Source organism: Paenibacillus sp. FSL H3-0333 (assembly GCF_038002805.1).
Lineage (GTDB): Bacteria > Bacillota > Bacilli > Paenibacillales > Paenibacillaceae > Paenibacillus_AQ > Paenibacillus_AQ silagei.
Map to the genome: position 1 here is coordinate 1,228,581 of NZ_JBBODG010000001.1, position 24,844 is coordinate 1,253,424.

The following is a 24,844-nucleotide window of genomic DNA, read 5'->3' on the forward strand; positions in this document are numbered from 1 at the left end:
GGGGAAGCGGAATGTTGGCAGAAGCGATTCGGAAGAAATTAGGCAAGGCGGTTAAAGAGGAAAAAGGGTTTACGTTGATTGAGTTATTGGCGGTTATTGTGATTTTGGGGATTATTGCAGTTATTGCGATTCCGATGATTGGTAATGTCATTGATAATTCAAAGAAAGATTCTGACGTAGCTACGGCTAGACAGGTATATGATGCGGCACGGCTTTATGTAATTGGAGAAAAAGGGGGGGGATTTAAAGAAACTAATGGCTTAACTATAAATATTGGACCAAAGACAACAGAAGGGACGCTTCAAAATATGGGGTATCTTGAAAGTCCAATGTACTTACCAAGTACAAAAGAAGAGATTACAGGAGGAACGGTGACTTTTAATTCAAGTGGTGAGTTAACGGGAGTAACGCTAACTCCTAAATCTTCAGCAGCATCCAACTCTACTAGTGGTTTATTCTCACCAGAGCAAATTTTAAAAGCTACACGGAAATAAGTCTCATTTTTATTCGAGATTGCTTTTGTTAAAAAAAGGAATCGGAATTCCCGATTCCTTTTTTAAAATCCACCAGACAGGAACCGATGATTCATGACGATCATTATCGCAGGTTACATCACGCTTATCGGCCTGATTCTGGGCTCGTTCTATAATGTAGTGGCACTGAGGGTGCCTGCGGGGGAGTCGCTGCTGCGGCCGCCGTCGCATTGTACAAGCTGTGGGACAAGTCTTACTGCACGAGACCTGATGCCGGTGCTGAGCTACCTGCTGTCCAGTGGCAGGTGCCGTCACTGCGGGGCGAGGGTTTCGCCGCTGTATGTGTTGGGAGAAGCGGCAACAGGGCTCTTGTTTCTGTGGGTATATCTGCAGTTTGGACTGACTGGCAAAGGGGCTATCGGGTTTGTGCTCGTCAGCCTCTCGGTGATTGTAACGGTGGCTGATCTGAGATACATGCTGATCCCGAATAAGGTTCTGCTGTTTTTCACGCCGCTGCTGTTAGTGCTGGTGATCTTTTTTGCGGAGGGGCCGCTGTGGTTGCACTTGCTGGGTGGAGTGGTTGGCGGTGTTATTGTACTGGTGCTGGCCTTGTTCGGGGGCATGGGGATGGGAGATGTGAAGCTGTTTGCGCTGCTGGGCTGGGTGGTCGGCTTTCCTAATGTAATTCTCTCTTTCTTGATCGCCTGTGCGCTGGGAACAGTGGCAGGGGGGACTTTAATACTACTCGGCAAGGTACAGCGCAAGCAGCCGGTCCCGTTTGGGCCTTGGCTGGCTGCAGGTTCACTGATTGCTTTCTCTTACGGTTCACATCTTATCAGCGGTTATCTCGCGCTTATCCGTTAGGAGGAACTTTATAGCATGTTTGGAATAGGTAACAAGGCCGCCGGTATCTCTATCGAGCAGACTGGAATTCGCTATATCAGCTTTAAGAATCATAAATCCAAACAAATTCATAAAAAAAGATTTATGCCCCTGCTGCCGGGAATGATTATGGAGAACCAGGTGGCGGATCGTGAGGCACTGCTTGACCGGTTAAGACAATGGGTCAAGACCAAAGGGCTGCGCGGGAGCAAGGTTAGTCTGTCCATTCCGCCTTCACAAATGATCATCCGTAAAATGACGATTCCCAGCATTAACGAAAAGCAGATTGATCAATTGGTTAAGCTGGAGGTCGAGACCAGTCTGCATCTGCCGTTTGAGAACCCGGTCTATGATTATGTTATTACCGGAAAGGATGAACAGGAGAGCCAGCTGATTATTTTGGCTGCACCGCGCAAGGTCATCCAGGATTACGTGGATGTATTCGAAGATGCCGGATTAAAAATTAAAAGCGTTGAGGTATCCGCAACAGCTCTTGCGCGTAGTATTGTGGCAGGCTATGGGCATGCATTTAATGAGACGATGCTGATCCATTTGGAGCAGTCCCTGCTTGATATCTATATGTTCCGTAGCGGTCATCCGGTGTTTATGCGGACGATGAATTTGGTCGATCTGGCACATCAGGAACCGTTGAACTTTATTGAAGATCAACCGTTCCTGGCAGAAGCAGAGGTTGCAGCAACCTCACAGGATTATTTGTCTTCGGAGCAGATCGTGGAGATTACAGCAGAAATTTCCCGGATGCTGAGCTTTTACCAGTACAGCTTGCATGATGGGACTACCAGGATTACCGAGCTGCTGATCACAGGCTCCCCCGAAATGCGAAGACAGCTGCAGCAAGAGTTGCTAGGCGCTCTGCCGGAGCTGGCGATAGCCCCTATTGCCGTTGATCAGTTCGCAGAAGGCGCCAAGCCGGATTTCAGCCTGAACGATTATCGGATAGCTGCTGGAACGGCACTTCGTACTCCTGAAATCCGCAGTATTAACTTGTTACCGCGTGAGGATCGTGAGACGATCGTGTTCCCGTATGTCGCCATAACGCTTGCCGCAGTATGGTTACTTGGTGCGGTGGGAACTGGGATTTTGTACGCTTCTGTACATAACGACTACGTGGACCAGAGCATACAAATTCAGAATATCCAGGATCAAAATACTATACTGCAGTTGGAACTAACCGGTCTGAATAAGAGTGGGGCCGGAAGTGGAAATCTTGACCGGGCTGCCATTATTGAGGCACTGTCCACAAGCAGAGCGGATGCTGCCGCTGTACTCGATGAGCTGCAAGCGAAGCTTCCCTATGCTGCTGTTATTCGTGAGATCAGCTATGCTTTTCAGGGTGACTTGCTGCTGACTGTGAACTTTACAGCTATGGAGCATAGCGGAACGTATTTGACAGCGCTGCGGGAGATGTCATTCTCCCGGAAAGCGGTTATTGAGAAATTGTCGGAAGGAGCATCAGATATAACGGCTGGCGGTGTATCCAATCTGATGAAGTACACCGCAGTGTTCAGGGTAGGGATGGCTCCGGCTGCTGCGGAGCAGCAAGCGGCAGGTACGCAGACTGTCACGGAAGGAGACTCGGACAACAGTGGTACAGATCAATAAATACCGTTCACAGATCGTCATGGGCATTTTGATTTTATTCCTGATCCTATTCGTCTTCTATATGCTGGCTATTCGTCCGGTAAACAGTGATGTGTCTGTGCAGAATACACAACTCACCCAGTTGGAGCGGGAGAAACTGCTTTTGGAGAATAAGATTAATGAACTCAAAAGCTCTGAGAGCAACACTACTTCAGACGAAGAAACGGCGCTGATGGCAATTCCGCTTGGCGATGGCAGCGAGTCTTTGATCAATGATCTTAAAGGCATCGGTGACAGCTCGCATGCGAGGCTGAAGGATATAGGATTCTCCTTGCAGGATTCAAGCACAGCAGGAGCACGGACTGGAATACCAGCATCCGTAACGGGCTTGCAAGAGGTCAAAATGACAGCTATCGTAGAAGGTGGCTATGGCGAGATCCATGAGTGGCTGAAGCAGTTGAACGTTATACCAAGAATGATCACCGTAGACTCCTTCTCCTTCCAACAACCCTACGAGTTCCCTACTCGGATGAAACCGGGCAGTATCCTGACGGCAAATGTGTCTTTTACCGCGTACTTCGAAGCTACAGCACCTAAGTCTGGTAATTAAGCTGTACCCTATGCCCATCCCGCTCCCCCAACTCTGCCCCCCATTTACACGGAGGGCAGAGTTTTTTTACGCATTTCCCCCATTACCCGTTTATACCCCCGGGTGGTTTGGGTATTACAGCTTACGGGCTATTGTAATGTTATAGAGTACTTATCGCAGCAGCTTAGTCTGAAGTAAGCTTCAGGCTACCACACAGGAATACGAGGAGGCGTTCAAGATGAAGAACAAAAAATGGATGATCGGTTCACTGGCATTATCACTGGGTCTTGTCTCTGCAGGGGGCGGAGCGCTTGCGGCTTCACCGGTGGCAAGTATTGAGGGCGTAAGAACGGTTGCGGCGTCTGCACCGGGCAAGGAAGGGCCGGCGACCATTAACAATCTTACTGAGCGGAGCGTTGTTCCGCTGGTGGTTCATGCCAAGAAGCTATATACGTATGCGAGCCGGGGAGGCAATGTATTCAGCCCGGAGCTGTTCACTTATAAAGCACAGGAGTACCGCTATCTGTCCAGTGATCTGGGCTCGAAGCAGCAGCTGATGAGCTATATCAAGAAGGGGTTCACGCATAATGCGGCCGCCTTCTACGCACAGACACAGTTCCTGGAGCATGAGGGCAGAATGGCGCAGGTCAATTCCGATCTGGGCAACTCGTTGGATTTCACCAGAGCGACTGCACGGATGGTCTCCAAGACTGCACAGGCGGCAGTGTTCGAATTGACTGTACCTGCGGAAGGGGCGAACGGGTCTTCCGAAGTAGTAACAGTGAAGCTGAAGAAGGTTAACGGTTACTGGAGAATTGATATGTCGCCGGATACCCTTTTCTAAGCAGCAGAGGCTTCAGGCTCCATCCAGCGCTTCATAAAATAACGGCTGTGCCGACCTTGTCACAAGGTGGGCACAGCCGTTTCTGCTTGCCGTACATACTTCAGATGATTCGGCGAACCGGACGTTACCGCCCCTTCACACCGTCCTCGACCAGTTGTCTGCGCGGGGATTCGGGCTGATCGGATTTGCTCATCCCGCCGCGGTTGATGGCAATGACACGTTTCTGGGCGTAATAGGTATCGCGGGAGAGCAGATTTCTTTCTACGGCTTTACCATCTACGTGGCGGGTAATGTAAGTTTCAACTACATAGCCGGTTTTGCCGGCAAGCAGTACCCGGGTTCCGCCCTTGGGGAGCGAGGCATCGCTCACATATTTATCTGTGGGGGGCAGCACCTCAACGGTTCTGGATTCAATGGAATAGGTGACGTTCTTCGGGAACGTGCCGAACAGCTTGATGGTCAGCGTGCGCCCCTGGACTTCGGATTTGATGATCAGATATTTGCCGGTGTTGTTGCGGAAGCGGAAATTAATATACCCCTCGGCAAAAGTGGCGTCCTGCCCCTTGGGCAGATAGCTGACCGGAAGCGAGTGGTTGCGCCGTTCTACGATCTCAAGCCCGGAGCGCAGCGCAGCATTATACAGGGTGCTGGAGACCTGGCAGATCCCCCCGCCCGTGCCGGGCTGGAGCTTGCCGTTCACGATGACCGGGGCTTCGCGGAAGCCGTATTCGGTCTGGGCCTTCTGGATTGCTTTTCCATAATCAAAAACCGCATTCGGCGGCAGCACCGTGCCGTTCACGGCTTTGGCCGCCGCCTCCACATTGAAGCTGCGCCCGGGGCCGCTGGCCCCGAGGGAGGTGCTGAACTGGACGATTTTGCGATCGATGCCCTGATCCTTGAGCGCCTGTAGCGTGATCTTCGGCTGCTTGACGGCAAGGGGAACCTCCAGCTGAATCTGCTGATCCCGAAGTGTGCCGTCAGCGGCCAACCGGGTGGGCACTGCTGCCTGCATCGCAAGCTCCAGTGCCTGCCAGTCCACCTCGTAGGAGGAGGTGCCCGGCGTATAGACGACCCGGTCATCTCCGGTGATCCGCCGGACCGCATCGACCGGAACGCCGAAGGAGGCTTTTTCCCATTCGGGATTCAAAAGACTTCTGAGCTGCGCAGTCTGAAGCTGAATCTCCATATTCCAGCTGCCGGACCAGCTGCGCCGGGCTTGTACCCGCTCCATCAGCGTGCCGTCCGTCAGCGTCTTCAGCGCCTGGAGGAAGTCCCCGGCTTCATAGGTAACACCTGCCTGCTTAAGGGTAACCTGTAGTCCGGCATTATTTTTTGCCTTCAGCATGAGTGGAGTGGCTTCCAGCGCCTGAAGTCTTGACTCCATTCCGGCCGTTACGTCAGCGATGTTCATTCCGCCAACCTCCCAGCCAGCGATAACGGTATTTGCGGGCAGGGTAGGCTGGGTGCCATATAGATGGAGTCCTCCGGCAGCCAGCGAACCGGCCAGCATCAGACCGAAACCCGCGATGAGAGCGGCGTGTATTTTTTTCATAAATAATCTCTCCTTCTATGGGGGCGAAACCTGATGTTTTTATGTATATGTAAGGATTCGGTAAAACTTTCGGGTACTCAAGGGGTTATGGATTTGTTACAATAGATACGCCTGCGATAATCATGCAGTTTATGGAAGCTCCCCCGGCCCGGTGGCCCGGCGGAAGATGTCAGAATCGGGAAGTGAGAAAATGATTGAGATGCAGGATGTATGGAAGACCTATGCTAACGGGACCCATGCATTGCAGGGAATATCGGTCAAAATCGACCGCAATGAGTTCGTCTACATTGTCGGACCGTCCGGCGCAGGGAAATCAACGTTCATGAAATTAATTTATAGAGAAGAAACGCCGACCAAAGGACAGATCTCCGTAGGCGGGTTCAATATCGGCAAGCTGAAGCCCCGTAAGATCCCTTATGTGCGCCGCAATATCGGTGTGGTCTTTCAGGATTTCCGGCTGCTGCCGAAGATGACGGCGTATGAGAATGTAGCTTTTGCGATGGATGTTATTGAGGCGCCGAAGAAGATTATCAAGAAGCGTGTGAATGAAGTGCTCGATCTGGTGGGACTGCGCAGCAAGGCGGGGCGTGAGCCCTCACAGCTCTCAGGGGGGGAGCAGCAGCGGATCGCGATTGCCAGAGCCATCGTCAACAATCCTTCCGTTATTATTGCGGACGAGCCTACCGGCAATCTGGACCCGGAGACCTCGTGGGGCATTATGCAGCTGCTGGATGAGATTAATTTTCGCGGTACCACGATCGTTATGGCGACCCACAACCGGGATATTGTGAACAAAATGCGCAAACGGGTGCTAGCGATTGAGAATGGAACGATCGTCAGAGACCAATTGAGAGGGGAATACGGTTATGAGTTTTAAAACCTTCTTGCGGCATTTGCGGGAAGGCTTCAAAAACGTATTCCGCAACGGCTGGATGTCGGTGGCGTCCATCACTTCCATCGTTGTCTCTCTCTTCGTACTCGGAGTGTTCATCCTGCTGGTGCTCAACGTCAATCAAATTGCGGACAAAGCAGACAGCCAGGTGCAGATCAATGTGCATCTGACGCTGAATACGGACCAGAAGATGCGGGAGAAGCTGGAAAACGAAATCGGCAATATGCCGGAAGTCAGCAAGGTGGAGTTCGTCTCCAAAGAACAGGGCTTGAAGGAATTCCGTGAAGATATGGGGCCGGATGCCGCCGAACTCCTGGAAGGCTTTGATGAAGACAATAATCCGCTGCCGGACAAGCTGCTCGTTGAAGTCATTGAGCCGACCACGGTTCCGTTTGTAGCGGAGAAGATAGAAGCACTGAACAAGACGCATGAAGAGCAGCCGATCTACAAGGTGAACTACGGGAAAGGCTCTGTGGAGACTTTATTCAAGGTGACCAAGGCGGTGCGGAATATCGGGTTTATTTTTGTAGCGGGACTGGCGCTGATGTCGATGTTCCTGATCTCGAATACCATCCGGGTAACGATTCTCGCCCGCCGCAAGGAAATCGGCATTATGAAGCTTGTGGGAGCGACGAATTATTTCATCCGCTGGCCCTTCTTCATCGAAGGTGCTCTGATCGGATTGATCGGTTCAGTGGTAACCTCGGGTGCGCTCTACGCCGGTTACAGCAGTCTGGTGGCTTCCGTGAAGGGAGATCCGATGCTGGGGCTGCAGCTGATTCCGTTTGAGAATATCTGGTTGCTGCTGTGCGGGCTGCTGGTGGGCCTCGGGGTGCTGATTGGCGTATGGGGCAGCACGGTATCGATCCGCAAGTTCTTGAAGGTATAGCCTGTATTATTCACATTATTGAACAAAGGACGGAGAGTGCAAGTTGAAAAGAATTGCTGCCGGAATGGCCGTAATATTGCTGGCTGTCACAATGTTCGGGCCCTCTGACGGGTATGCGAAGAAAACAAGCGTTGCCGAAATTGATAAGCAGCTGAAGCAGCTGCAGCAGGAGGTCCAGGCGGCCAAGGCGGCGCAGGAGAAGGCGGACTCCCGTAATCAGGAGGCTAAGCACTATAAGAATAAGACCACGCTGAATCTGGACTATGTGCTGGGGCAGATTGCCCAGGTGAAGGGTGAGATGACCACGATATCCGGCAAAATTGCCAGCACGGAGAAGTCGCTTACCGTGACGGCAACGGAGCTGGATGATGCGGAGGCGCGTGTGGCCTCCCGCGAAAAGCTGCTGGAATCCCGTGTCCGTCTGATGTACACGGATGGCGCAGTCTCCTATCTGGATGTACTGCTGTCCTCGACCAGCTTCTCTGATTTTCTGGACCGGGCCGATTCCCTGAAGATGATCGTGGATCAGGATCAGGATCTGCTGGTGCAGCATAAGCTGGACAAGCAGACGGTGATTGCCAAGAAGCAGGAGCTGGAAGGGCAATATGCAACGGCGAAGCAGCTCTATACCGATCTGGAAGCCCAGCGCAGTATGCTGAAGGAGAAGGAAGCGGAGAAGCAGGAGCTCATCGCTTATTATGATGAGGAGATTGAGAATTCGGAGGTCATCTCTGCTGAACAGGATGCCAAGCTGGTAGAGCTGGCTAGCAGCCGCTCTGCGCTGGAAGCGCAGAAGGACAAGATTAAGGCGGAGGAAGCAGCGCGCAGGGCAGCTGCAGCGAAGGCTGAGGCGCAGCGCCGGGCGGCAGTAGCCGCAGCCAAGGCGGCGGAGAAGGCGAAGGCCTCCAAGTCTTCCGGCGGCGACAGCTCCTCCGTTGCGAGCGCAGAAGATTATTCGGGCGGAGACGGTCCTTACCTGCGGCCGGTGGGCTACGCGCGGATCTCTTCTCCTTTTGGCTACCGGACCCATCCGGTGACGCATGAAGTCGGCAAGCTGCATACCGGTATAGACTTTGCCGTGCCGCAGGGTACGAGTATCCATGCGGCGGATTCCGGTACGGTTGTGTTAGCGGAGTGGTATAGCGGTTACGGATACTGTGTCATTATTGATCATGGCGGCGGGGTATGGACGCTGTACGGCCATATCCGCGAAGGCGGTATCCGTGTGAAGCAGGGAGAGCGTGTTGAGCGCGGACAGACGATTGCCGAATCCGGCTCAACCGGACGTTCCACCGGCCCGCATCTGCATTTTGAAGTGCGGATCAACGGGAAACCGGTGAATCCTATGCCTTATCTGTAAGTAGACTGAGCGGATAAATTTCAAGTTTGGCTGAACTATATAGATTGAACTAAAAAATTAAGTTAAGGGGAAGTCCAAAACTTCTCTGGAGTCACGGCCAATCCTAAAACATAAAAATCATCAGTTCAAATTATTAAATAAATATATTTTCGTGCTGCGGCATATACTGGAAGAGATGCCGTTTCTCATGGAACGGGCCCATGCTGGTGTTAAGATGGACAAGAAGGGACGGTGGGAACATCATGTTAAAGAAAAGCACTGCGGCCTTTATGATCGTCGCGGCACTGCTGTGCGGCAGTCTGCTGACCCTGGGCGTGACCGGTTATGTGCAGGTATTCGGACAAGCGGCAGGCGAAGGGCTGGCAACGGTCCTGCAGACTGCCGGACTACAGGAGAAGGAATCGAAGAAGCTGGGTACCGCTCTTAGCCTGATCGAGAGCAATTATTATGAGAAGGTCGACCGGGAGAAGCTGATTGACGGTGCGGTCAACGGTATGATGGAAGCACTGGGCGACCCGTATTCGAACTACATGGGCAAGGAGACGGCACAGCGGTTCGAGGAGAGCATCGAAGGCTCCTTCTCGGGGATTGGCGCTGAAGTCTCCTCCGACAACGGCAAGGTCGTTGTAGTCTCCCCTATCAAGGGCTCACCGGCAGAGAAGGCCGGCATACAGGCTAAGGATGTAATCCTCTCCGTGAACGGTGAATCGCTGGAAGGGCTGGAGCTGAATGCGGCTGTAGCCAAAATCCGCGGTCCCAAGGGAAGTAAGGCGACCCTGAAGGTCCAGCGGACCGGAACAGCGGAGCCGCTGCAATTCGTCATCACCCGTGATGATGTCAGACTGGAGACGGTCTATGCGAAGATGGAGAAGGAGCATGTCGGTGTGATCGAGGTTACGCAGTTCTCACAGAACACCTCGGAGCGCTTCAAGGAAGAGCTGACGAAGCTGGAGAAGCAGGGCATGAAGGGACTCGTTATTGATGTCCGCAATGACCCGGGCGGTGTGCTGCCGGTCGTCATTGAGATGGTTGAGCAGTTCGTACCTTCCGGCAAAGCCATTGTGCAGGTGGAGGATAAGAACAAGCGGCGCGAGATCAGCACCTCCAAGGGATCAAGCAAGAAGTATCCGGTAGTCGTGCTGATGAACAAGGGCAGCGCGAGCGCATCGGAGATTATGGCCGGAGCCCTGCAGCAATCTGCCGGAGCCAAGCTGATCGGAGAGAATTCGTTCGGCAAAGGAACCGTGCAGACCAGCTTCGAGGAGCAGCTCGGTGACGGAAGCCTGTTGAAGATTACGATTGCCAAGTGGCTGACGCCTGACGGCACCTGGATTCACGGCAAGGGCATTAAGCCGGATATCGCCGTAGCCCAGCCGGATTACTTCTCGGTGGCGCCGATTAACAAGAGCGTTACGCTGCAATATAATATGAACAATGCAGATGTCAAAAGTGCACAGACGATGCTGGATGGGCTAGGCTACAAGCCGGGCCGCAAGGACGGCTATTTCGATGCCGGGACCAAAGAAGCGGTCAAGAAATTCCAGAGCGCAGCCAAGCTGAAATCGACAGGCTCGATTGATGCCAAGACCGCTGAAGCGCTGGAGCTGGCGCTGATCAAGGTCATCCAGGATCCGGTGAATGACAATCAGCGGAATAAGGGGATCGAAGAAATTCAGAAGGAAATCAAGGCTGCGGCGTCGAACAAGTAAGAGGGCTGATTTCAGCCTTCTTTTTTTCTTTGAATGGGATATTATCATTTAATTCTGGTTTTAATTGTGGCCCGAATGTATGCGAAAAACAGCATACATTGTGCTGGCGTGCAGATAATCCCTATTTGCTATAGGCTATGAAAAGGAGTGTGCGAACCGTTGAATGTACTCCCGGAGCTGCTGACCAGCTGGGGCACAGCAGTCCTTCATCTGCTGATTCAGCCCTATTACTATATCGCTATTCTATTTATTGCCCTATATTACCGCAGACAGGTAGCCCTGGAGCGGAAGCTTATTCATGTGAAGCTGCATAGCTGGGGACCGGAAACCTGGCGGACCGTGTGGACTGGCGGACTCATGGGACTTGTGGTCTCCCTTGCGGCCGTTGCACTGGGAGTATCAGTGACCTATACGGCTGTTGCCTGTATCTGGGTGGTCAGCCTTGTCTTAATGCTGTTTCGGGTGCGTTATTTATGCTTTGCGTATGCCATAGGCGCGCTTGGAATCGTGCAGTTTGTACTGTCGTTCTTCCCGGGGACGCTGCAGAGCGGAGCCGCCGGAACGGTTGCGGATGCCGTGCGGGAGATGGACATCCCGGCGTTGCTGGCGCTCGCCGCGCTGCTCCACGTGGCCGAGGCGCTGCTGGCGCGCTGGCAGGGGCCCCGGCTGGCGACGCCGTTGTTCCTTGCCGGCAAGCGCGGCAAGGTGGTGGGCGGCTACCAGCTGCAGGCCTTCTGGCCGCTGCCGCTGTTCGTGCTGATTCCCGCAGGCACGGGAATCGGTGAACTGCCGTGGCATCCGCTGCTGGGCGGAGCCTTAGGCCTGGTCTCGCTGCCGGTCATCATCGGCTTCAGCGAGATGACCCAGGGCATGCTGCCCGGACGCAAGGCGGCCCGTACGTTCGGACGGCTGCTGGTCTACAGCGCCGTCCTGCTCGGCCTCAGCCTGCTTGCGGACCTATGGAGCCCGCTGACGGTTGTCGCGGCGCTCGCGGCTATTCTGCTGCACGAAGGGTTAAGCTGGTACAGCGCTCTGGAGGAGCGCAGCCTTAGCCCCGTCTTCGTGCATCCCCCGGCCGGCCGCAAGGTGCTGGCCGTGCTGCAGGGCAGCCCCGCGCAGGAGCTGGGCATCCTGCCCGGCGAGATCTTGCTGAAGGTCAACGGGGTCCTGTTGACCAGCGCGGCGCAGCTGCATGAGGCGCTGCGCATGAACCCCGCGTTCTGCAAGCTGGAGGTGCAGAACCGCGAAGGCGAGAGCAAGTATCTGCAGCGCGCGATCTATGCCGGGGACCATCATCAGCTCGGCATCATTCTGGTGCCGGACCCGGACGGGGGCATCACCGCAGAAACCAAGCCGTCCAGCATCTTCAGCATCATCGGGATGCGGACAGGCATCCGGCAGCGGGGAGTGCAGGGCGACCGGCTGGGCCGGGCGAAGAAGACGCCGCCTGCGGAGGCCAAACAGACGCCGCCGGCAGAGGCCAAGCAGGAATCTGCCGGCGTCTGACGGATGATTATCAACGTAATTGGTTCCCCCAGCGGCTGCTGGTACGGAAGCATAAAGAGGCCCGTTCTTTCTGAACTAAGTTCAGGGGGGAACGGGCCTTGTATATTTGTTAAGGAAGTGATGTGAGGCACCCGGGCCAAATGTATGCGGAAAACCGACCACATTCGGCCGGAGTGGGTGGGCTGTGGAGAAATGTAATCGAAAAACCGACCACATTCGGCCGGAGCGGATCGCACTAAGCACTAGAATTCCTGCAAATGATGCAACAATGTACCCGTAGCCGGTAACACTTTAGAAGGAGCCTGCAAAATGTGCAACAATGCGGCTCCAGACAAGCGGCCCGTGAGAGGAAACGCTCAGAATTGGCGAGAGATAGCATTTCCAAGGCTCAATGGTTCCCCTGTGTACTCTTCAGGTACAGAATCGCAATCTGTGTCCGGTCACGTACGCCGAGCTTGCTGAGGATGTCGGTGATATAGTTTTTGACGGTGCCTTCGCTCAGGAACAGCTTGGCGGCGATTTCCTTGTTGGTGAGCCCCTCTGCAATGGAGGTGACGACTGCCTGCTCGGACTTGGTCAGACCATAGGAAGCAAGCGGCTGAGCCTCGGGAGCTTCCTGACGCGCGGATGGCTGGAGGAAGCCCGCCAGCTTGCGGGCAATCTCGGGATGAATGAGCATATTGCCCTCATGTACGGTTTTGATGCCTTGAATGATCCGGTCCGGCGGGATGTTCTTGAGCAGATATCCGCTGGCTCCGGAGCGCAGAGCCTCAATGATATACTCGTCATCATCGAAGGTCGTCAGCATCAGGACGGCTACGGCCGGATAGGCTTCTTTGATCAGCCGTGTGCCTTCCACCCCGTCACATCCCGGCATCCGGATATCCATGAGTACAACATCCGCTCCGCCGGCCAGCTCCCCCAGCAAGGAGAAGGCCTCCCGGCCATCCCCTGCGGTTCCCGCCACTTCGATTCCGGCATCCAAACCGATCAATACCTTCAGGCTCTCGCGGATAAAAGAATCATCGTCAACAATCAATACGCTAATCATGAATCAGCACCTCTATCTATAAATATTCTTCCGACAGCCCGTCCCCGGCTAACTTGATGTGTGTATGCAAACTCCCCGGTTGCCTCCATCTCTTATAAGACTAATATAGGAAGTTGGGGGATGCGGCATGCGTTACAGTTGGACAGCGGATCAGTCTGCTGATGTTATGGCGTGGGGTAGTTGAAGAACTGACTAGTTTGCCAATGCTTTGGTGTGAGCGAACAGTTGGACAGATGATCAGTCTGCCGATGTTCTAGCGTGGGGAATATAGTTGGATTTTGAGCACTTGCTGATCAACGAGTGGCCTCTCTGGGGACAACAGTTGGATAAACAACACTTAATTGTTCCCAATCTGCCCCGCAGCAGTAAAATCATCGACAGTAGATGCTGTTTTTCCAACTAATTCCTTGGAAACATCAGAAACTGTGAAATTAAGATACGCTTTTCCACTTGCTTCTGGCAGAGGGGGAGCAGCTCTCCGAGAACCGCAAGTTGTTAGCTTATAACAACTGTATCTCAATCCGCCTTCCCATCAGTTCCCCGTCAGTTATATGTACGCTATGGCTATAGCCAGCTTCCCACAGCCTCACTCTCATCCTTGCCCCACTCTCACGCCCACTCCCCTATTCAGCGCCTCCGGCTGCCGATACACGGGCAGCCGGGTGATGACCGAGAACTGCGGCTGCAGCCGCAGCTCCAGCGTTCCACCAATCAGGGCGCAGCGTTCGTGCATGCCTTTTAGGCCCATTCCGCCAGTATGGTGCAGCTTGTGCAGAGCCTCCTCCTCGGGCAGCTTCCCGTTATTGCCCGTCTCCATCCGCACCTCATGCTCTGTGTAGGTGACCTCCACCCATACGGAGCTGGCCTGCCCGTGCCGCAGCGCATTGGTGATGGCCTCCCGGGCATTGGTGTACAGCACAACCTGAAGGCTCGGATAGAGCGGATAAGGAATCCCTTGCACCGTATAGGAGGTGGCAATACCTGTATCGCGGCCCACTTCTTCCAGCAGCCGGTCCAGCGCATAGGCTCCTTCAAGCTGCGGAGCAGGGTTAATCCGCTTCAGCGCCGCACGCATATCATCCATACTGCCCGAGAGCTGATCCCGGATCTGGTTCATCATCTGCAGTCCCGTTTCCGGTGCGGCAGGGAGGGTGTGGATGGCCGCTTCAGTCATCATCTTGACCCGGATCAGCCGGTGGCCGATGTCATCATGCAGCTGGCGGGCAATCCGTACCCGTTCCTCGGCCTGCGCAGCCACCTCTATGTGGGAGGTGAACTGAAGCAGCCTTGCGCGGGCCTCTTCCAGCTCGAAATGCTTTTTGCGCAACTCATCATAGAGGAATAAGGTATCGGCACGCCCGCGCCCTGTGCGGAGCAGCAGCAGATTCAAGCCGGCACACAGCAGGAAAGTAAGATTCATATAGACAAGCACTGCCGGCGCCGCATGAAGGAGAGCGGCATTCAGCAGAGCCAGATGAATACAGAAGAAGGCAAGGGCCGTATTTCTTTGCTGCCGCCGGGTATAGGAGATCACCGCAGACAAGGCCGGAAAAACCATCAGCGGCCCGTATTCGTAACAAAGCCAGGCGGTGAGGATCAGCTCCATGCCTCCGGTCAGTGTGGAGAGAGATCTGGATGGCCTTGCACCCAGTGTGACCAGCAGCATCAGCAGCATGAAATGTAGAGTGAACCAGTCATAGTCCGCGAATTCATAGACTTGAATGGAGAGGATCGCCGGGATTATAAGCAGGCTGTAGCGCAGCAGTATCAGTTCTCTGGTCAAGTAAGCTCATCCTTTTAGATAAAATATCCCTAATCGGTCAACATTCTTCTCAGGTATAACCATCTTAGCATAAGAGTGCTGCCCTTCAGGAGATGACTTTCGTCACCTCTGGATCATGACCTTTAGTACCTTCGGCTGTGTCCGCCCTACTGTACAATAAGAATACGAGAATGAAGGAACAGGGGGCATCGGCAATGGCACTAGCAGTACTGAGCGATGTTGTGAAGAGATATGACGGGAAGCTGATTGTGGATCACGTGAATTTCAATATACAGGAGGGTGAAATCTTCGGCCTGCTGGGCCCGAACGGTGCCGGGAAAAGCACGACCATCAGCATGATCTGCGGGCTGCTTCAGGCCGACAGCGGCGATATTATTATCGACGGGCTGTCTGTAAGGGAGCGGCCGCTTGAGGTGAAGAAGCGCATCGGGCTTGTGCCCCAGGAGCTGGCGTTATATGAGAATATGACGGCAAGTGATAATGTAAGCTTTTTCGGCAGACTCTATGGGCTGCGCGGACAACTGCTGAAGGAGCGGACCCAAGAGGCGCTGGAGTTCACCGGCCTAAGCGACCGGGCGAGGGATAAACCGTCAACCTTCTCGGGAGGGATGAAAAGACGGCTGAATATCGCCTGTGCCATCATGCACCGTCCGCGCCTGATTATTATGGATGAACCCACAGTAGGCATTGATCCGCAGTCACGCAATCATATTCTGGAATCCGTGAAGGCTTTGAATAAGATGGGGTCGTCGGTGATCTACACCAGCCATTATATGGAGGAGGTCGCTGCGATCTGTGACCGGGTGGCCATTATGGACCAGGGGCATATTATTGCCTGCGGTACGGAGAATGAGCTGCGCGAACGGGTGGCCCACGAGGAGAAAATCGTTGTGAAGGCAGCGGGCATCACCCCTGCCTTAGTGAACGAGCTGGGGCAGCATCCCCGGATCAACCGGGTAGAAGCGGTGCAGGATGCGATAGAGCTGTATCTTCCCTCCTCGCAAAGTGCGCTCCAGGATATTTTGTTTATTTTCTCCAAGCACGAAGGGGTCATTGCCTCCCTGAATATTGAAGAGCCGGATCTGGAGACCTTGTTCCTTAGTCTGACCGGCCGCACCTTGCGGGATTAGAGAGGGGGAGAAACGTGAATACCTGGATTATTATGAAATTTGAGCTGCGCAGACAGCTCCGTTCACGCTCGTTGCTGCTTAATATGTTCCTGCTGCCGCTGGTGCTGATCTTCCTCTTGGGCGCTTCGCTCTCCGGGGTGGTCGGGGTGCAGGGGGCAGATGAGATCAAGCCTGTACGTGTAGCTATTGTGAATAAAGGAGGCGGAGGGGCAGAGGCATCTGCGATCCTTACGGCCTTTCTGGAGACGCCTGAGGTGAAGGGGCTCATTATTCCTGTCAAGACAGAGAGCCGTGAAGCCGCAGAGAGCGGGCTCCGTACCAGTAAATATGCCTATGGCGTTATTGTTCCCCCGGGCTTCGACCAGGAGGTGCAGAGCGGTAAGAAAGCGAGCCTGGAGTTCATTCTGGGCAGGAGCCATGCCGATAACCGGGTAGCCGGAACAGCCTTCGACAATCTGCTGATGGAGCTGAATTATAAGCAGGCCGCAGCCGTAACCCTTGGACCACATGCTCTTACAGCGACTACGGCACCTGCCGGTAAGCCGGGGGTGGTGCTGGGGGATCTGAACAATGGCGGGAAGACCTATTCGGCGGCCCAGTTCTATGCAGCGTCCATGCTGCTGATGTTCCTGATGTACAGCGGGTTGACCGTGACAGCCTCACTTTTTAACGATAAAGAGAACCATACGCTGTTCAGAATCCATTCCATGCCGGTAAAAGACAGTCATCTGTTCATCGGCAAAATGCTCGGCGTAGGCCTGGTCAGCATCCTGCAGTGCCTCACGATTATTCTGCTGTCTGACTGGCTGTTCAACGTCTACTGGGGCAACCGCCCGGGACTGCTGCTGCTGTTCTGCCTGCTGATGATTGCCGCCTCAATGACGCTAGCCGTACTGATCTGTCTCTTCAGCCGGACCTCAGCGACGGCTACGAATATCATTAGTGTCCTGACTGTAGTAATGACCTTCGTCAGCGGCGGAATGGCGCCGCTTCCCGATTCCTGGGTGAACAGCGCAGGGGCATTCACGCTTAACCATTGGGTGCAGCAGGCGGTCATCCGGATGATGCTGCATTCCGGTCTGGAGCAGCTTTTGCCGAATCTGTGGGTGATGTGCTTCATCAGCGCGGCCTTGTTCGCGGCAGTGATTGTCTCATACCGGAAGGTGGGTTACCGTGGATAAAATATTAATTATTGCCTGGAATATGATTAGACGAAGCATTGGCACCTTCAGAGGGCTTATGGTATTCATTCTGCTTCCCGGCATAGTGGTGGCAGCGATTATCTCCCTTACCGGAGGGATGGCGGAGGGACCGGCAACCGTTCTATATGCCAACTCGGATACGGGGGCAGCCGGCAGACATTTGATTACGGAGCTGGAGCAGGCCGGAGAATATAAGTTCGAGCCGCGCAAGGATGAGGCCGCTTTGAAGGAAGCGACAATTAAGCAGGAGGGAACGGTGGGGGTGTTCATTCCTGCCGGGTACACTGCCGCCTTAATGGCGGGGGACTCGCCGCAGATCAGCATCTATGAGCTTCGAGCAAGCGAAAGCTCAATCATGATGAAGATGAAGATCACCGCCACTGCTGCACAAATTGCCGAAGCAGCACATACCGTTGCTGCCGCCAGCGGAGGAACAGGCGATATGCAGGCGCAGCTCGCTGCTGTGCTGAAGCAGTCGGAGCAGCACAACGTGGGCAGCACCCGTACCGATTATGATCTCTATCCGCGGCAGACCCTGGGCGTAGTTACAGGGATGACGCTTATGTTCCTGATGGCACTGGTGACCAGCTCCGTCTCCCAGATCACGGATGACCGCAGAGGGCGTACCATGATGCGCATGTTCAGTGCTCCAGTCCGTTCCTATGAAATTGCGCTTGGCAACTTCCTGGGCAGCTTTCTTGTAGGAATGATTCAGATCCTTGTCGTGCTGGTGCTGGGCAAATGGGTGCTCCGCTACGATTATGAGATGCCTCTCTTTCTCTACTTCCTGGTTCTGGCGGCCTTCATGCTGGTCTCCATGGGGATTGCCAGCACCGTTGCCGGGCTGATCCGCAATCCGCGCAATGCCGGGATGCTGAATTCGCTGATCCTTACCCCGACCTGCATGCTGGGCGGCTGCTTCTGGCCCGTCTCCATCATGCCGGAATATATGCAGAAGCTGGCCAACTTTACACCGCAGAAATGGGCAATACAAGCGGTAGACATTGCCGCGACCGGTGGCGGCTGGAACGAGCTGTGGATGCCGTTTGCGATCCTGGGACTGATGGCTGCCGTTCTGCTGGCGATTGGCTCTGCCATTCTTCGTCCGAATGAAGCCGGAATCAGTACCTGATATCGAAGGGTATCCTGGCTGCCTTGAAATGTCCGAAACGGTCATATTCAAACCTGGTTCATATGTGATATGATCGAATCAAAGGAAGATATGACAGGAGGATGCGAGGATGGGCAGCAACAAGCTGGCTTGGACCTGGAAGGTGAAAGAGGAATACTTAGAGAAATACGTACAAATGCATCTGGAGCCGTGGCCGGAGATTCTGGAGGAGCACAGCAAGGCGGGCATCCGCAACTACTCTATTTTTCAGAACGGCAACCAGTTCTTCTATTGCTTTGAATGTGATGATACGGAAGCCGCATTCGCCTATATCGCCGGGAGTGAGGCCTGCAACCGCTGGAATGCGATCACCTCGAAGATGGTCGAGGGCTCCTTCGATTTCAACGATGCGGTTCCGATGGTGCCGCTGCGGGAGGTCTTTTATCTGAAGTAGTCCGGTATACAGGAATGTGACTATTTTTTAAAGAAAATAAGACAATCTCTAAATTTGTGGACCGTGATAATCTTATATAATGGGTTGTACTCAAAAAACGATTAGAGGGGAATGAGTCCAATCCGGTCTACAGCTACAACACTGGCAGCAGGCACGGTCCTGTCGCTTAGCCTGCTGCTGGGGTGCAGCAGCCAAAATACATCCGTCACCGGTACGCCGGGGGCAGAATCGGCTCCGTCTGCCTTAGCATCTGCTTCTGCGTCTCCATCGGCAACTCCTACTGCCCCTGCACAGACTGTTTCATCTGCACCAAGTGCTTCACCAGCAGACGCAGAAACTGCATCCTCAGGGACTCCGATAACTACAGCTGGCCTCACCAGCCAGTTCTCCTTGGAGGGTATCGCCGGCTCTGTGGTTGTCGATTCTATTAATGCCAGTGGAACTATCCGCGCGAGAAGCGCAGCAGGGCAAGGCGAGCTGCTGATGATTGCAAGCAGCTCCGAGGAGCGGGGACACCTGGAGGCATCCAGCAATTACGGTCTCGAAGGGGAGCAGACATATCAGGCTGATTACTCCATCGTATACCGGGCGGAGAAGCAGGATCAGGTATTGCTTAAGCTGCCCGCTTTCTTATTCGTACGCCCAACAGACCAGGTTCTGGAGTTCGATAAAGTCAGCTTCAAGAATGCAGAAGTGTATCTGCTTGCTCCCCAATACAAGTCCGGGCATGGACTGGTTGCTTACGCCTTTGCTATGGAGAAGGGAAGCAGAGAAGTATTTCCGTTATCCTTCAAGCAGGGGGAAATCATACATGATATGTTGGTCTACTCCGAGCTGCCGCCGTTCCCGGCCAACCAGAACGAACAGTTAGTGGTGCACTCGCCTGAGGGTGCTGGGGGCGAACCGGGACCAGGACCACAGAGTTATGAGCTGGACCTCGATAAGCGGCAATTTGTTGCACAGTAGAACGAAGTAGAGTAAAACCTTCCTTTTAGCCGGAGTTTTTCTTCCAGGTAACCAAAGGGAGGTTTTTTAATATAGTAAGATACTGAAAATCAAAAGGTAGTGATTCGGGAGGTTGGCGGAGGCAGGCGGAGGCAGGCGGAGGTATGCCGGATGGGGAGGATGAGAGGGATAAATCCCTCAGATGCGGGCAGAAGTGGACGGATGAGCGGAATGAGAGGGATAAATCCCTCAGATATGGCCGGAAGTGGACGGATGAGCGGAATGAAAGGGATAAACCCCTCAGATGTGGCCGGAAGTGGGCGGATGAGTGGAACGTTGCCAAATTTAGTTGAAGAAGAGTATTGAAGTGCACTAGTACATCTGATTTCAGCGAACATACACCAAAACGGGCAAGTGAAGTGCATTAGTGCCCCTGAATTCACGGGATACCGGCTAATTGAGCAAATGTGGTGCACTAGTGCCCCTGAAATCTCCGAATGCGTGCCAATCCGGCAAATAAGGTGCACTTCTGCACCTCATTCACCCTATCCCCGGCCACCATCACCCCACCCCCCAACTCCCGCCGGAACCCGCCGCAAGTGAGCGGCGGACTGCCATACCGCCACATCCCTCAGTTCCCCGTACTCTCATACCGGGACAGCCCGTACCGGAAGACTCCGTAAGCCGCTGCCGCGCTTCCGATAGCCGCGACAGGGGCGAGGAGCCACCAGCCGGACCAGCCGCTTTTGCCGAAAATATAGGTTGCCGGGTAGAAGCTGATGAACGCATAGGGCAGCACCGTCGAAATGAAGATGCGGACCGCCTGCGGAAACAGGGTAATCGGATATTTGGCCAGATCGGACAGATTATGCACCATTAGCGGAAATGCATTCCCGGCATTGCGAATCCAGAAGGCCGCCGAGTTACCCATGAGGTTAATGGATACCCGGATAATGACCGCAGTGACAAACAGCAGGATAAGAATAGCGGCCTTGCCCGCTGTCCAGTGGATAGGGCTGTGCACAAGCGACTGCCAGATAATCACCCCGCCGATAAGCAGATTGCCGAGACCGTTAATCCCAATCCCCGTGCAGAACACCTGAAGAACCACCGGCACCGGCCGCAGCAGATAACGGTCCAGCTCTCCTGTGTTGACCAGCCTGCCCAGCCGCCAGCTGCCCTCGAAGAACAGCGAACCCGCCCCCTCCGTCAGGAAGATCATGGCGTACATGAAGGTGACCTCCCAGAACTGCCAACCCTGAATATCCGGAATCCGGTCATAGATCACCCACAGGAACACAAAGCCCAACACCTGCGTCAAGGCCGCCGAGCACATTAGGATGTAAAAGTCTTTGTTGTACTCCAGAATCGCCTTAAGCTGCTGCACATACAGTCTTCTATAGAGATAGAGCATTTGCGATATTTTCATTCTGCGTCCTCCTTCCGCCTTAGCCTCCATGAATGGTCACCTGGCGGACCGCCCAGTTCCACATGGCTTTGCCTGCCATCCAGAGCACTGCCCCCCAAAAGAGCTGAAGGCCGATCAGCCGCAGGCTCTCCCAGGTATCTGCCTGCTGCAGGAAAATCATCGTTGGCGTATGAATGATGGCCTGGAAGGGCAGCAGCAGCGCCAGCTTTTCCAGCCAGTCCGGGAAGAAGGCCAATGGCACCAGCGCGCCCGACAGCAGGTTAGTGAGCGCAATCCGCGTCCAGACAATCCCAAGGGACCCCGTCGACCAGAAGCATAACAGCGCCGCCAGATAGACCACGCCGAATTTGACCACAACCGCACAGAGCAGACTGACCGCAAACAGCAGATAGACGATCGGCGAGTGGGGGAAGTTCACTCCGGTAAGGAAGGTGGCGAACACGATCAGCAGAATTGTGCTCATCGCCCCCTCCAGCAGACTCGCACCCAAGGTTTCAGCGAATCGGGCCGTCTGGAAATCAATCGGCTTCAGCAGGTCCATGGCGACGCTGCCGTCCAGGATTTTGCCGGAAATGGCAGTCTCGGAATACCAGGATAAGACGGAATTAGCCAGGAAGGTCACCAGCAGATAGGTCTTCATCTGATCCCAGGAGTAACCGCCCACCGCCTCGCGCCCGCCATAGATTCCCTGCCAGAGGAAGAAGATCGCTACAAGATTAATCGAGTTGGCCAGTAAATTAATGATGTAGGAGTTCCGGTAGGCCATCACATTCTGCAAGGAGCGGTTAGCAATGCTTCTGTATATGTTAAGTCGGGCTGGTGTCATCATGATGTTCCTGCCCCCTTGCTTCCCGGTGCTCGTTCAGGTCCAGATGGCCGTCATAGACAGCTTTAATGACCTGCTCAATGTGGGTATCCTCCATGCGGAAATCGAGTACCTCCCCATGCTTCATCACCCGGCTGACCACTTCACTGGCGGTATATTCATACCGGTCAAAGGTGACCGAAAACTCCTGGCTGCTCTGCTGTTCCAGCTTCAGTCCGGGGCTCTGCTCCAGCAGCTCGTACAATTCCGGCATGGGGGAGCGTACCTGGAAGAAGATGACGCGGTTTTTGGCAAAACGGGCCTTGACCTCGCTCAGCGTACCGTCATAAATAATCGCGCCGTGATCGATAATGACCAGCCGCTTGCACAGGTCCTCGATGTCCCCCAGGTCATGGGTCGTCAGCATCACGGTCGTCTGCTGCTCCTGGTTGATCTGCTTAATGAACCCGCGGATCTTCTCCTTCACGGATACGTCAAGGCCAATCGTCGGCTCATCGAGATACAGAATTGGCGGATTATGCAGCAGGGCTGCGGCCAGATCGGCACGCATGCGCTGACCCAGCGAGAGCTTCCGCGCGGAGAGGTGGATGAATTCGTTCATCCCGAGCATTTCGGTGAACAAGTCCATGTTCTTCCTATAGAGGGCATCCGGAATCTGATAGATATCCTTCAGCAGCGAGAAGGACTCGGCAATCGGAATATCCCACCACAGCTGGGTGCGCTGCCCGAAGACTGCGCCGATCTGGGCGGCGTTTTCCATTCTTTTGCGGTACGGATTGATCCCGTTCACCGAGATACTCCCGGAGGAAGGCATCAGAATGCCGGTCAGCATCTTGATGGTGGTCGATTTACCGGCACCATTCGGTCCCACGTAGGCCACCGTCTCCCCCGCTTCAATCCTCAGATCCAGTGGCTTGACGGCCACCTTCTCGATATGCCGGGGCAGGAACAGATGCTTCACCGCTCCCTTAAGGCCCGGCTCCTTTACCGCCTGCATAAAGGACTTACTCAGTCCTTTGGCTTCAATCATACTCAAGCTTAACCCTCCTGTTCATTACGTTGAAAGCGTTACCGCAGATGGCTGCGAGAAAAATTCTGAATCCTCAGCGCTCTGAATGACGTAAGAGTAAATATATCACTGAGCCGATGTCGAAAACTATCAGATTAGGTCGATTTTGCAAAAAAAGCGGCAGCCCCGTATAGCCTACACTAGCCGGGAGTTGCCGCTACGCTTAAGGAGAGTCTGGACGGCGAACCCTACCAGCAGGGGAAGCGCCAGCTGAACCTCAAGTCTCCAGTCTACAGCATACAGGTCTACGAGGTTAATCTGCTTCAACAATACATAGGTCACGTTGTATAAGAGGAATGAACAGCTGAAGGTAAGCAGAGGGATCAGATATAATGTTCTTTTGTTCTGCAGCAGCCGATATCCCGCAAGGGTTAAGAGGGTATAGCTGGCCATGATGAGCAGGGCATAATTACTTCCGAAGCGCAGGAATGACACCATGGCGGTAGCCAGATTAAGGGCAGTCGATAGATAGCCGATGCGAAGCATGTCGAACCTCCTGGAATGATGTAGAAATATAAGAGTGAACAGATTTCTACATTTTACAGCGCTAACGCGGGGATTTACAGATCCAATACTGAATGTTCATTATTCCGTAATTGTATGTTATAATGCTTTCTTTTAAAATTGATTATATAGGAATTGGTAAAAATGGAGGGATCGTTTGTGAGAGTCTTTAATCAATCAAGAGCATGGAGTATGCCTGGGGATTTAGAAGCAAGCGAACTTGAAGCCTTCCGGCCGCTGGATGCACCCCAAGTTGATGTCCAGAGCGGAATGTCCGTAGCGGGTACTTCCGAAGAATCCAGGGAGCATATCTACCATAGAGCTATGATTTCTTCGATCCGCAGTGAAATGAACAAATTAAGCCAGCTGCTCTCCATTCCATATGTGGTATTCCTGACGGACAAGGCGGGGACCATTCTGGAGCTGGTCTATTCTTCTTCGGAGACGCAGGCCGAGATGGAGCAGGCGGAGCTGCGTCCGGGGGTCAGCTTAAGCAGGCAGCAGGCAGGAATGAATGCCGTATCGCTGGCGATGGAGATGAACTGCATCGGAGTGGTGCGGGGAACGGAACATACGGATCAGACCTTCCGCGACTGGAACTGTGTATGCGCTCCCTTGCAGGATCATGATAGCGTTTACGGCTATGTTGATATTTCTTTTAATAGAGGAGAGCCGATTGAATTCGCCATTCCCTTCGTGCAGCAGATTGCAGAGAATATCATGGAGAAGTGGATGGAGAAGAACCCGGAGATGCAGCAGTACCGGCTTGAATCCACATTGCTGGAGTATAAGCTGACTGCGCGGGAGCAGGAGGTAGCGAGGCTGTGGCTGCTGGAGAAGAGTGCGCTGCACATCGGGAGCGATCTGGGGATCAGTGAAGGCACGGTGCGCAATATGCTGAAGAGTATCTATAGTAAAATGCGGGTGAATGACCGCTTCCAGTTCGTGAAGCGCCTTACGCCGTAGCCGGGGGAATCTGCATCAGGTACATATATCAAATAGCCGGGCAGCGATACCAACGTATCGCTGACCCGGCTATTTG

At 53.9% G+C, this 24,844-nt stretch carries 23 protein-coding genes; 16 read left to right on the forward strand and 7 right to left on the reverse strand.

What is annotated here, in order from left to right; genetic code table 11:
* Positions 1 to 11: 11 nt before the first annotated feature.
* The 5 genes from MHH78_RS05435 (at position 12) to MHH78_RS05455 (ending at position 4,390) form a co-directional block, all read left to right on the forward strand.
* Positions 12 to 494: a type II secretion system protein gene (locus MHH78_RS05435; protein ID WP_341166831.1), complete on the forward strand. Its 483-nt coding sequence runs from the start codon at positions 12 to 14 to the stop codon at positions 492 to 494.
* Positions 495 to 587: 93 nt separating this feature from the next.
* Entirely contained in the window at positions 588 to 1,337 is a 750-nt protein-coding gene (locus MHH78_RS05440; RefSeq protein ID WP_341166832.1) for a prepilin peptidase, read from the forward strand.
* Between the two features lie 15 nt (positions 1,338 to 1,352).
* On the forward strand, positions 1,353 to 2,978 hold the full coding sequence (gene pilM / locus MHH78_RS05445; protein ID WP_341166833.1) for a pilus assembly protein PilM: 1,626 nt from the start codon (positions 1,353 to 1,355) through the stop codon (positions 2,976 to 2,978).
* Positions 2,962 to 3,567, forward strand: a complete 606-nt coding sequence (locus tag MHH78_RS05450) for a hypothetical protein (RefSeq protein ID WP_341166834.1) — start codon at positions 2,962 to 2,964, stop codon at positions 3,565 to 3,567. Before pilM ends, MHH78_RS05450 begins: the two co-directional genes overlap by 17 nt.
* Positions 3,568 to 3,784: 217 nt before the next feature.
* Entirely contained in the window at positions 3,785 to 4,390 is a 606-nt protein-coding gene (locus MHH78_RS05455) for a DL-endopeptidase inhibitor IseA family protein (protein ID WP_076080077.1), read from the forward strand.
* Between the two features lie 124 nt (positions 4,391 to 4,514).
* On the opposite strand, the gene MHH78_RS05460 is transcribed toward MHH78_RS05455, so the two are convergent.
* Positions 4,515 to 5,942 carry a VanW family protein gene (locus MHH78_RS05460; RefSeq protein WP_341166835.1) on the reverse strand — a complete coding sequence of 476 codons (1,428 nt, stop codon included), beginning with the start codon at positions 5,940 to 5,942 and terminating at the stop codon, positions 4,515 to 4,517.
* Positions 5,943 to 6,132: 190 nt separating this feature from the next.
* Between MHH78_RS05460 and ftsE the strand changes: the two genes are divergently transcribed.
* The 5 genes from ftsE to MHH78_RS05485 all read left to right on the forward strand — a co-directional run bounded on the left by ftsE (position 6,133) and on the right by MHH78_RS05485 (position 12,298).
* A complete protein-coding gene (gene ftsE / locus MHH78_RS05465) occupies positions 6,133 to 6,819 on the forward strand; it encodes a cell division ATP-binding protein FtsE (protein WP_036721184.1) in 687 nt (228 codons plus the stop codon).
* Complete coding sequence (gene ftsX / locus MHH78_RS05470; protein ID WP_076080079.1) at positions 6,809 to 7,723, forward strand: permease-like cell division protein FtsX; 915 nt, start codon at positions 6,809 to 6,811, stop codon at positions 7,721 to 7,723. Before ftsE ends, ftsX begins: the two co-directional genes overlap by 11 nt.
* A gap of 43 nt (positions 7,724 to 7,766) precedes the next feature.
* Positions 7,767 to 9,083: a murein hydrolase activator EnvC family protein gene (locus MHH78_RS05475; RefSeq protein ID WP_341166836.1), complete on the forward strand. Its 1,317-nt coding sequence runs from the start codon at positions 7,767 to 7,769 to the stop codon at positions 9,081 to 9,083.
* 242 nt (positions 9,084 to 9,325) lie between these two features.
* Positions 9,326 to 10,792, forward strand: a complete 1,467-nt coding sequence (locus tag MHH78_RS05480; protein WP_036721180.1) for a S41 family peptidase — start codon at positions 9,326 to 9,328, stop codon at positions 10,790 to 10,792.
* 159 nt (positions 10,793 to 10,951) lie between these two features.
* Complete coding sequence (locus MHH78_RS05485; RefSeq protein WP_341166837.1) at positions 10,952 to 12,298, forward strand: PDZ domain-containing protein; 1,347 nt, start codon at positions 10,952 to 10,954, stop codon at positions 12,296 to 12,298.
* A gap of 388 nt (positions 12,299 to 12,686) precedes the next feature.
* Here MHH78_RS05485 and MHH78_RS05490 read toward each other — a convergent pair whose 3' ends face one another.
* Both MHH78_RS05490 and MHH78_RS05495 read right to left on the reverse strand, forming a co-directional pair.
* Complete coding sequence (locus MHH78_RS05490; RefSeq protein ID WP_341166838.1) at positions 12,687 to 13,349, reverse strand: response regulator transcription factor; 663 nt, start codon at positions 13,347 to 13,349, stop codon at positions 12,687 to 12,689.
* A 592-nt stretch (positions 13,350 to 13,941) separates the two neighbouring features.
* Positions 13,942 to 15,132 (reverse strand): sensor histidine kinase, encoded by a 1,191-nt coding sequence (locus MHH78_RS05495; RefSeq protein ID WP_341166839.1) that lies wholly within the window; start codon positions 15,130 to 15,132, stop codon positions 13,942 to 13,944.
* A 194-nt stretch (positions 15,133 to 15,326) separates the two neighbouring features.
* On the opposite strand from MHH78_RS05495, the gene MHH78_RS05500 reads away from it, so the two are divergent.
* From MHH78_RS05500 to MHH78_RS05520, 5 genes are all read left to right on the forward strand, one after another.
* Complete coding sequence (locus MHH78_RS05500; protein WP_076080085.1) at positions 15,327 to 16,262, forward strand: ABC transporter ATP-binding protein; 936 nt, start codon at positions 15,327 to 15,329, stop codon at positions 16,260 to 16,262.
* A gap of 14 nt (positions 16,263 to 16,276) precedes the next feature.
* Complete coding sequence (locus MHH78_RS05505) at positions 16,277 to 17,443, forward strand: ABC transporter permease (RefSeq protein WP_341166840.1); 1,167 nt, start codon at positions 16,277 to 16,279, stop codon at positions 17,441 to 17,443.
* Positions 17,436 to 18,596 (forward strand): ABC transporter permease, encoded by a 1,161-nt coding sequence (locus tag MHH78_RS05510; protein WP_341166841.1) that lies wholly within the window; start codon positions 17,436 to 17,438, stop codon positions 18,594 to 18,596. The genes MHH78_RS05505 and MHH78_RS05510 overlap by 8 nt, the downstream gene beginning before the upstream one ends.
* A 109-nt stretch (positions 18,597 to 18,705) precedes the next feature.
* Entirely contained in the window at positions 18,706 to 19,029 is a 324-nt protein-coding gene (locus MHH78_RS05515; protein WP_341166842.1) for an L-rhamnose mutarotase, read from the forward strand.
* 111 nt (positions 19,030 to 19,140) lie between these two features.
* Entirely contained in the window at positions 19,141 to 19,995 is an 855-nt protein-coding gene (locus MHH78_RS05520; RefSeq protein WP_341166843.1) for a hypothetical protein, read from the forward strand.
* 610 nt (positions 19,996 to 20,605) lie between these two features.
* Here MHH78_RS05520 and MHH78_RS05525 read toward each other — a convergent pair.
* The 4 genes from MHH78_RS05525 to MHH78_RS05540 form a co-directional block, all read right to left on the reverse strand.
* Positions 20,606 to 21,403 (reverse strand): ABC transporter permease, encoded by a 798-nt coding sequence (locus MHH78_RS05525; protein WP_076080100.1) that lies wholly within the window; start codon positions 21,401 to 21,403, stop codon positions 20,606 to 20,608.
* A 19-nt stretch (positions 21,404 to 21,422) separates the two neighbouring features.
* Positions 21,423 to 22,232, reverse strand: a complete 810-nt coding sequence (locus MHH78_RS05530) for an ABC transporter permease (RefSeq protein ID WP_341166844.1) — start codon at positions 22,230 to 22,232, stop codon at positions 21,423 to 21,425.
* On the reverse strand, positions 22,210 to 23,259 hold the full coding sequence (locus MHH78_RS05535; protein WP_341170284.1) for an ABC transporter ATP-binding protein: 1,050 nt from the start codon (positions 23,257 to 23,259) through the stop codon (positions 22,210 to 22,212). The genes MHH78_RS05530 and MHH78_RS05535 overlap by 23 nt, the downstream gene beginning before the upstream one ends.
* A gap of 174 nt (positions 23,260 to 23,433) precedes the next feature.
* A complete protein-coding gene (locus MHH78_RS05540; RefSeq protein WP_341166845.1) occupies positions 23,434 to 23,784 on the reverse strand; it encodes a hypothetical protein in 351 nt (116 codons plus the stop codon).
* Between the two features lie 210 nt (positions 23,785 to 23,994).
* Between MHH78_RS05540 and MHH78_RS05545 the strand changes: the two genes are divergently transcribed.
* Positions 23,995 to 24,768, forward strand: coding sequence for a LuxR C-terminal-related transcriptional regulator (locus tag MHH78_RS05545; protein WP_341166846.1), 774 nt, complete (start codon positions 23,995 to 23,997; stop codon positions 24,766 to 24,768).
* Positions 24,769 to 24,844: the final 76 nt, after the last annotated feature.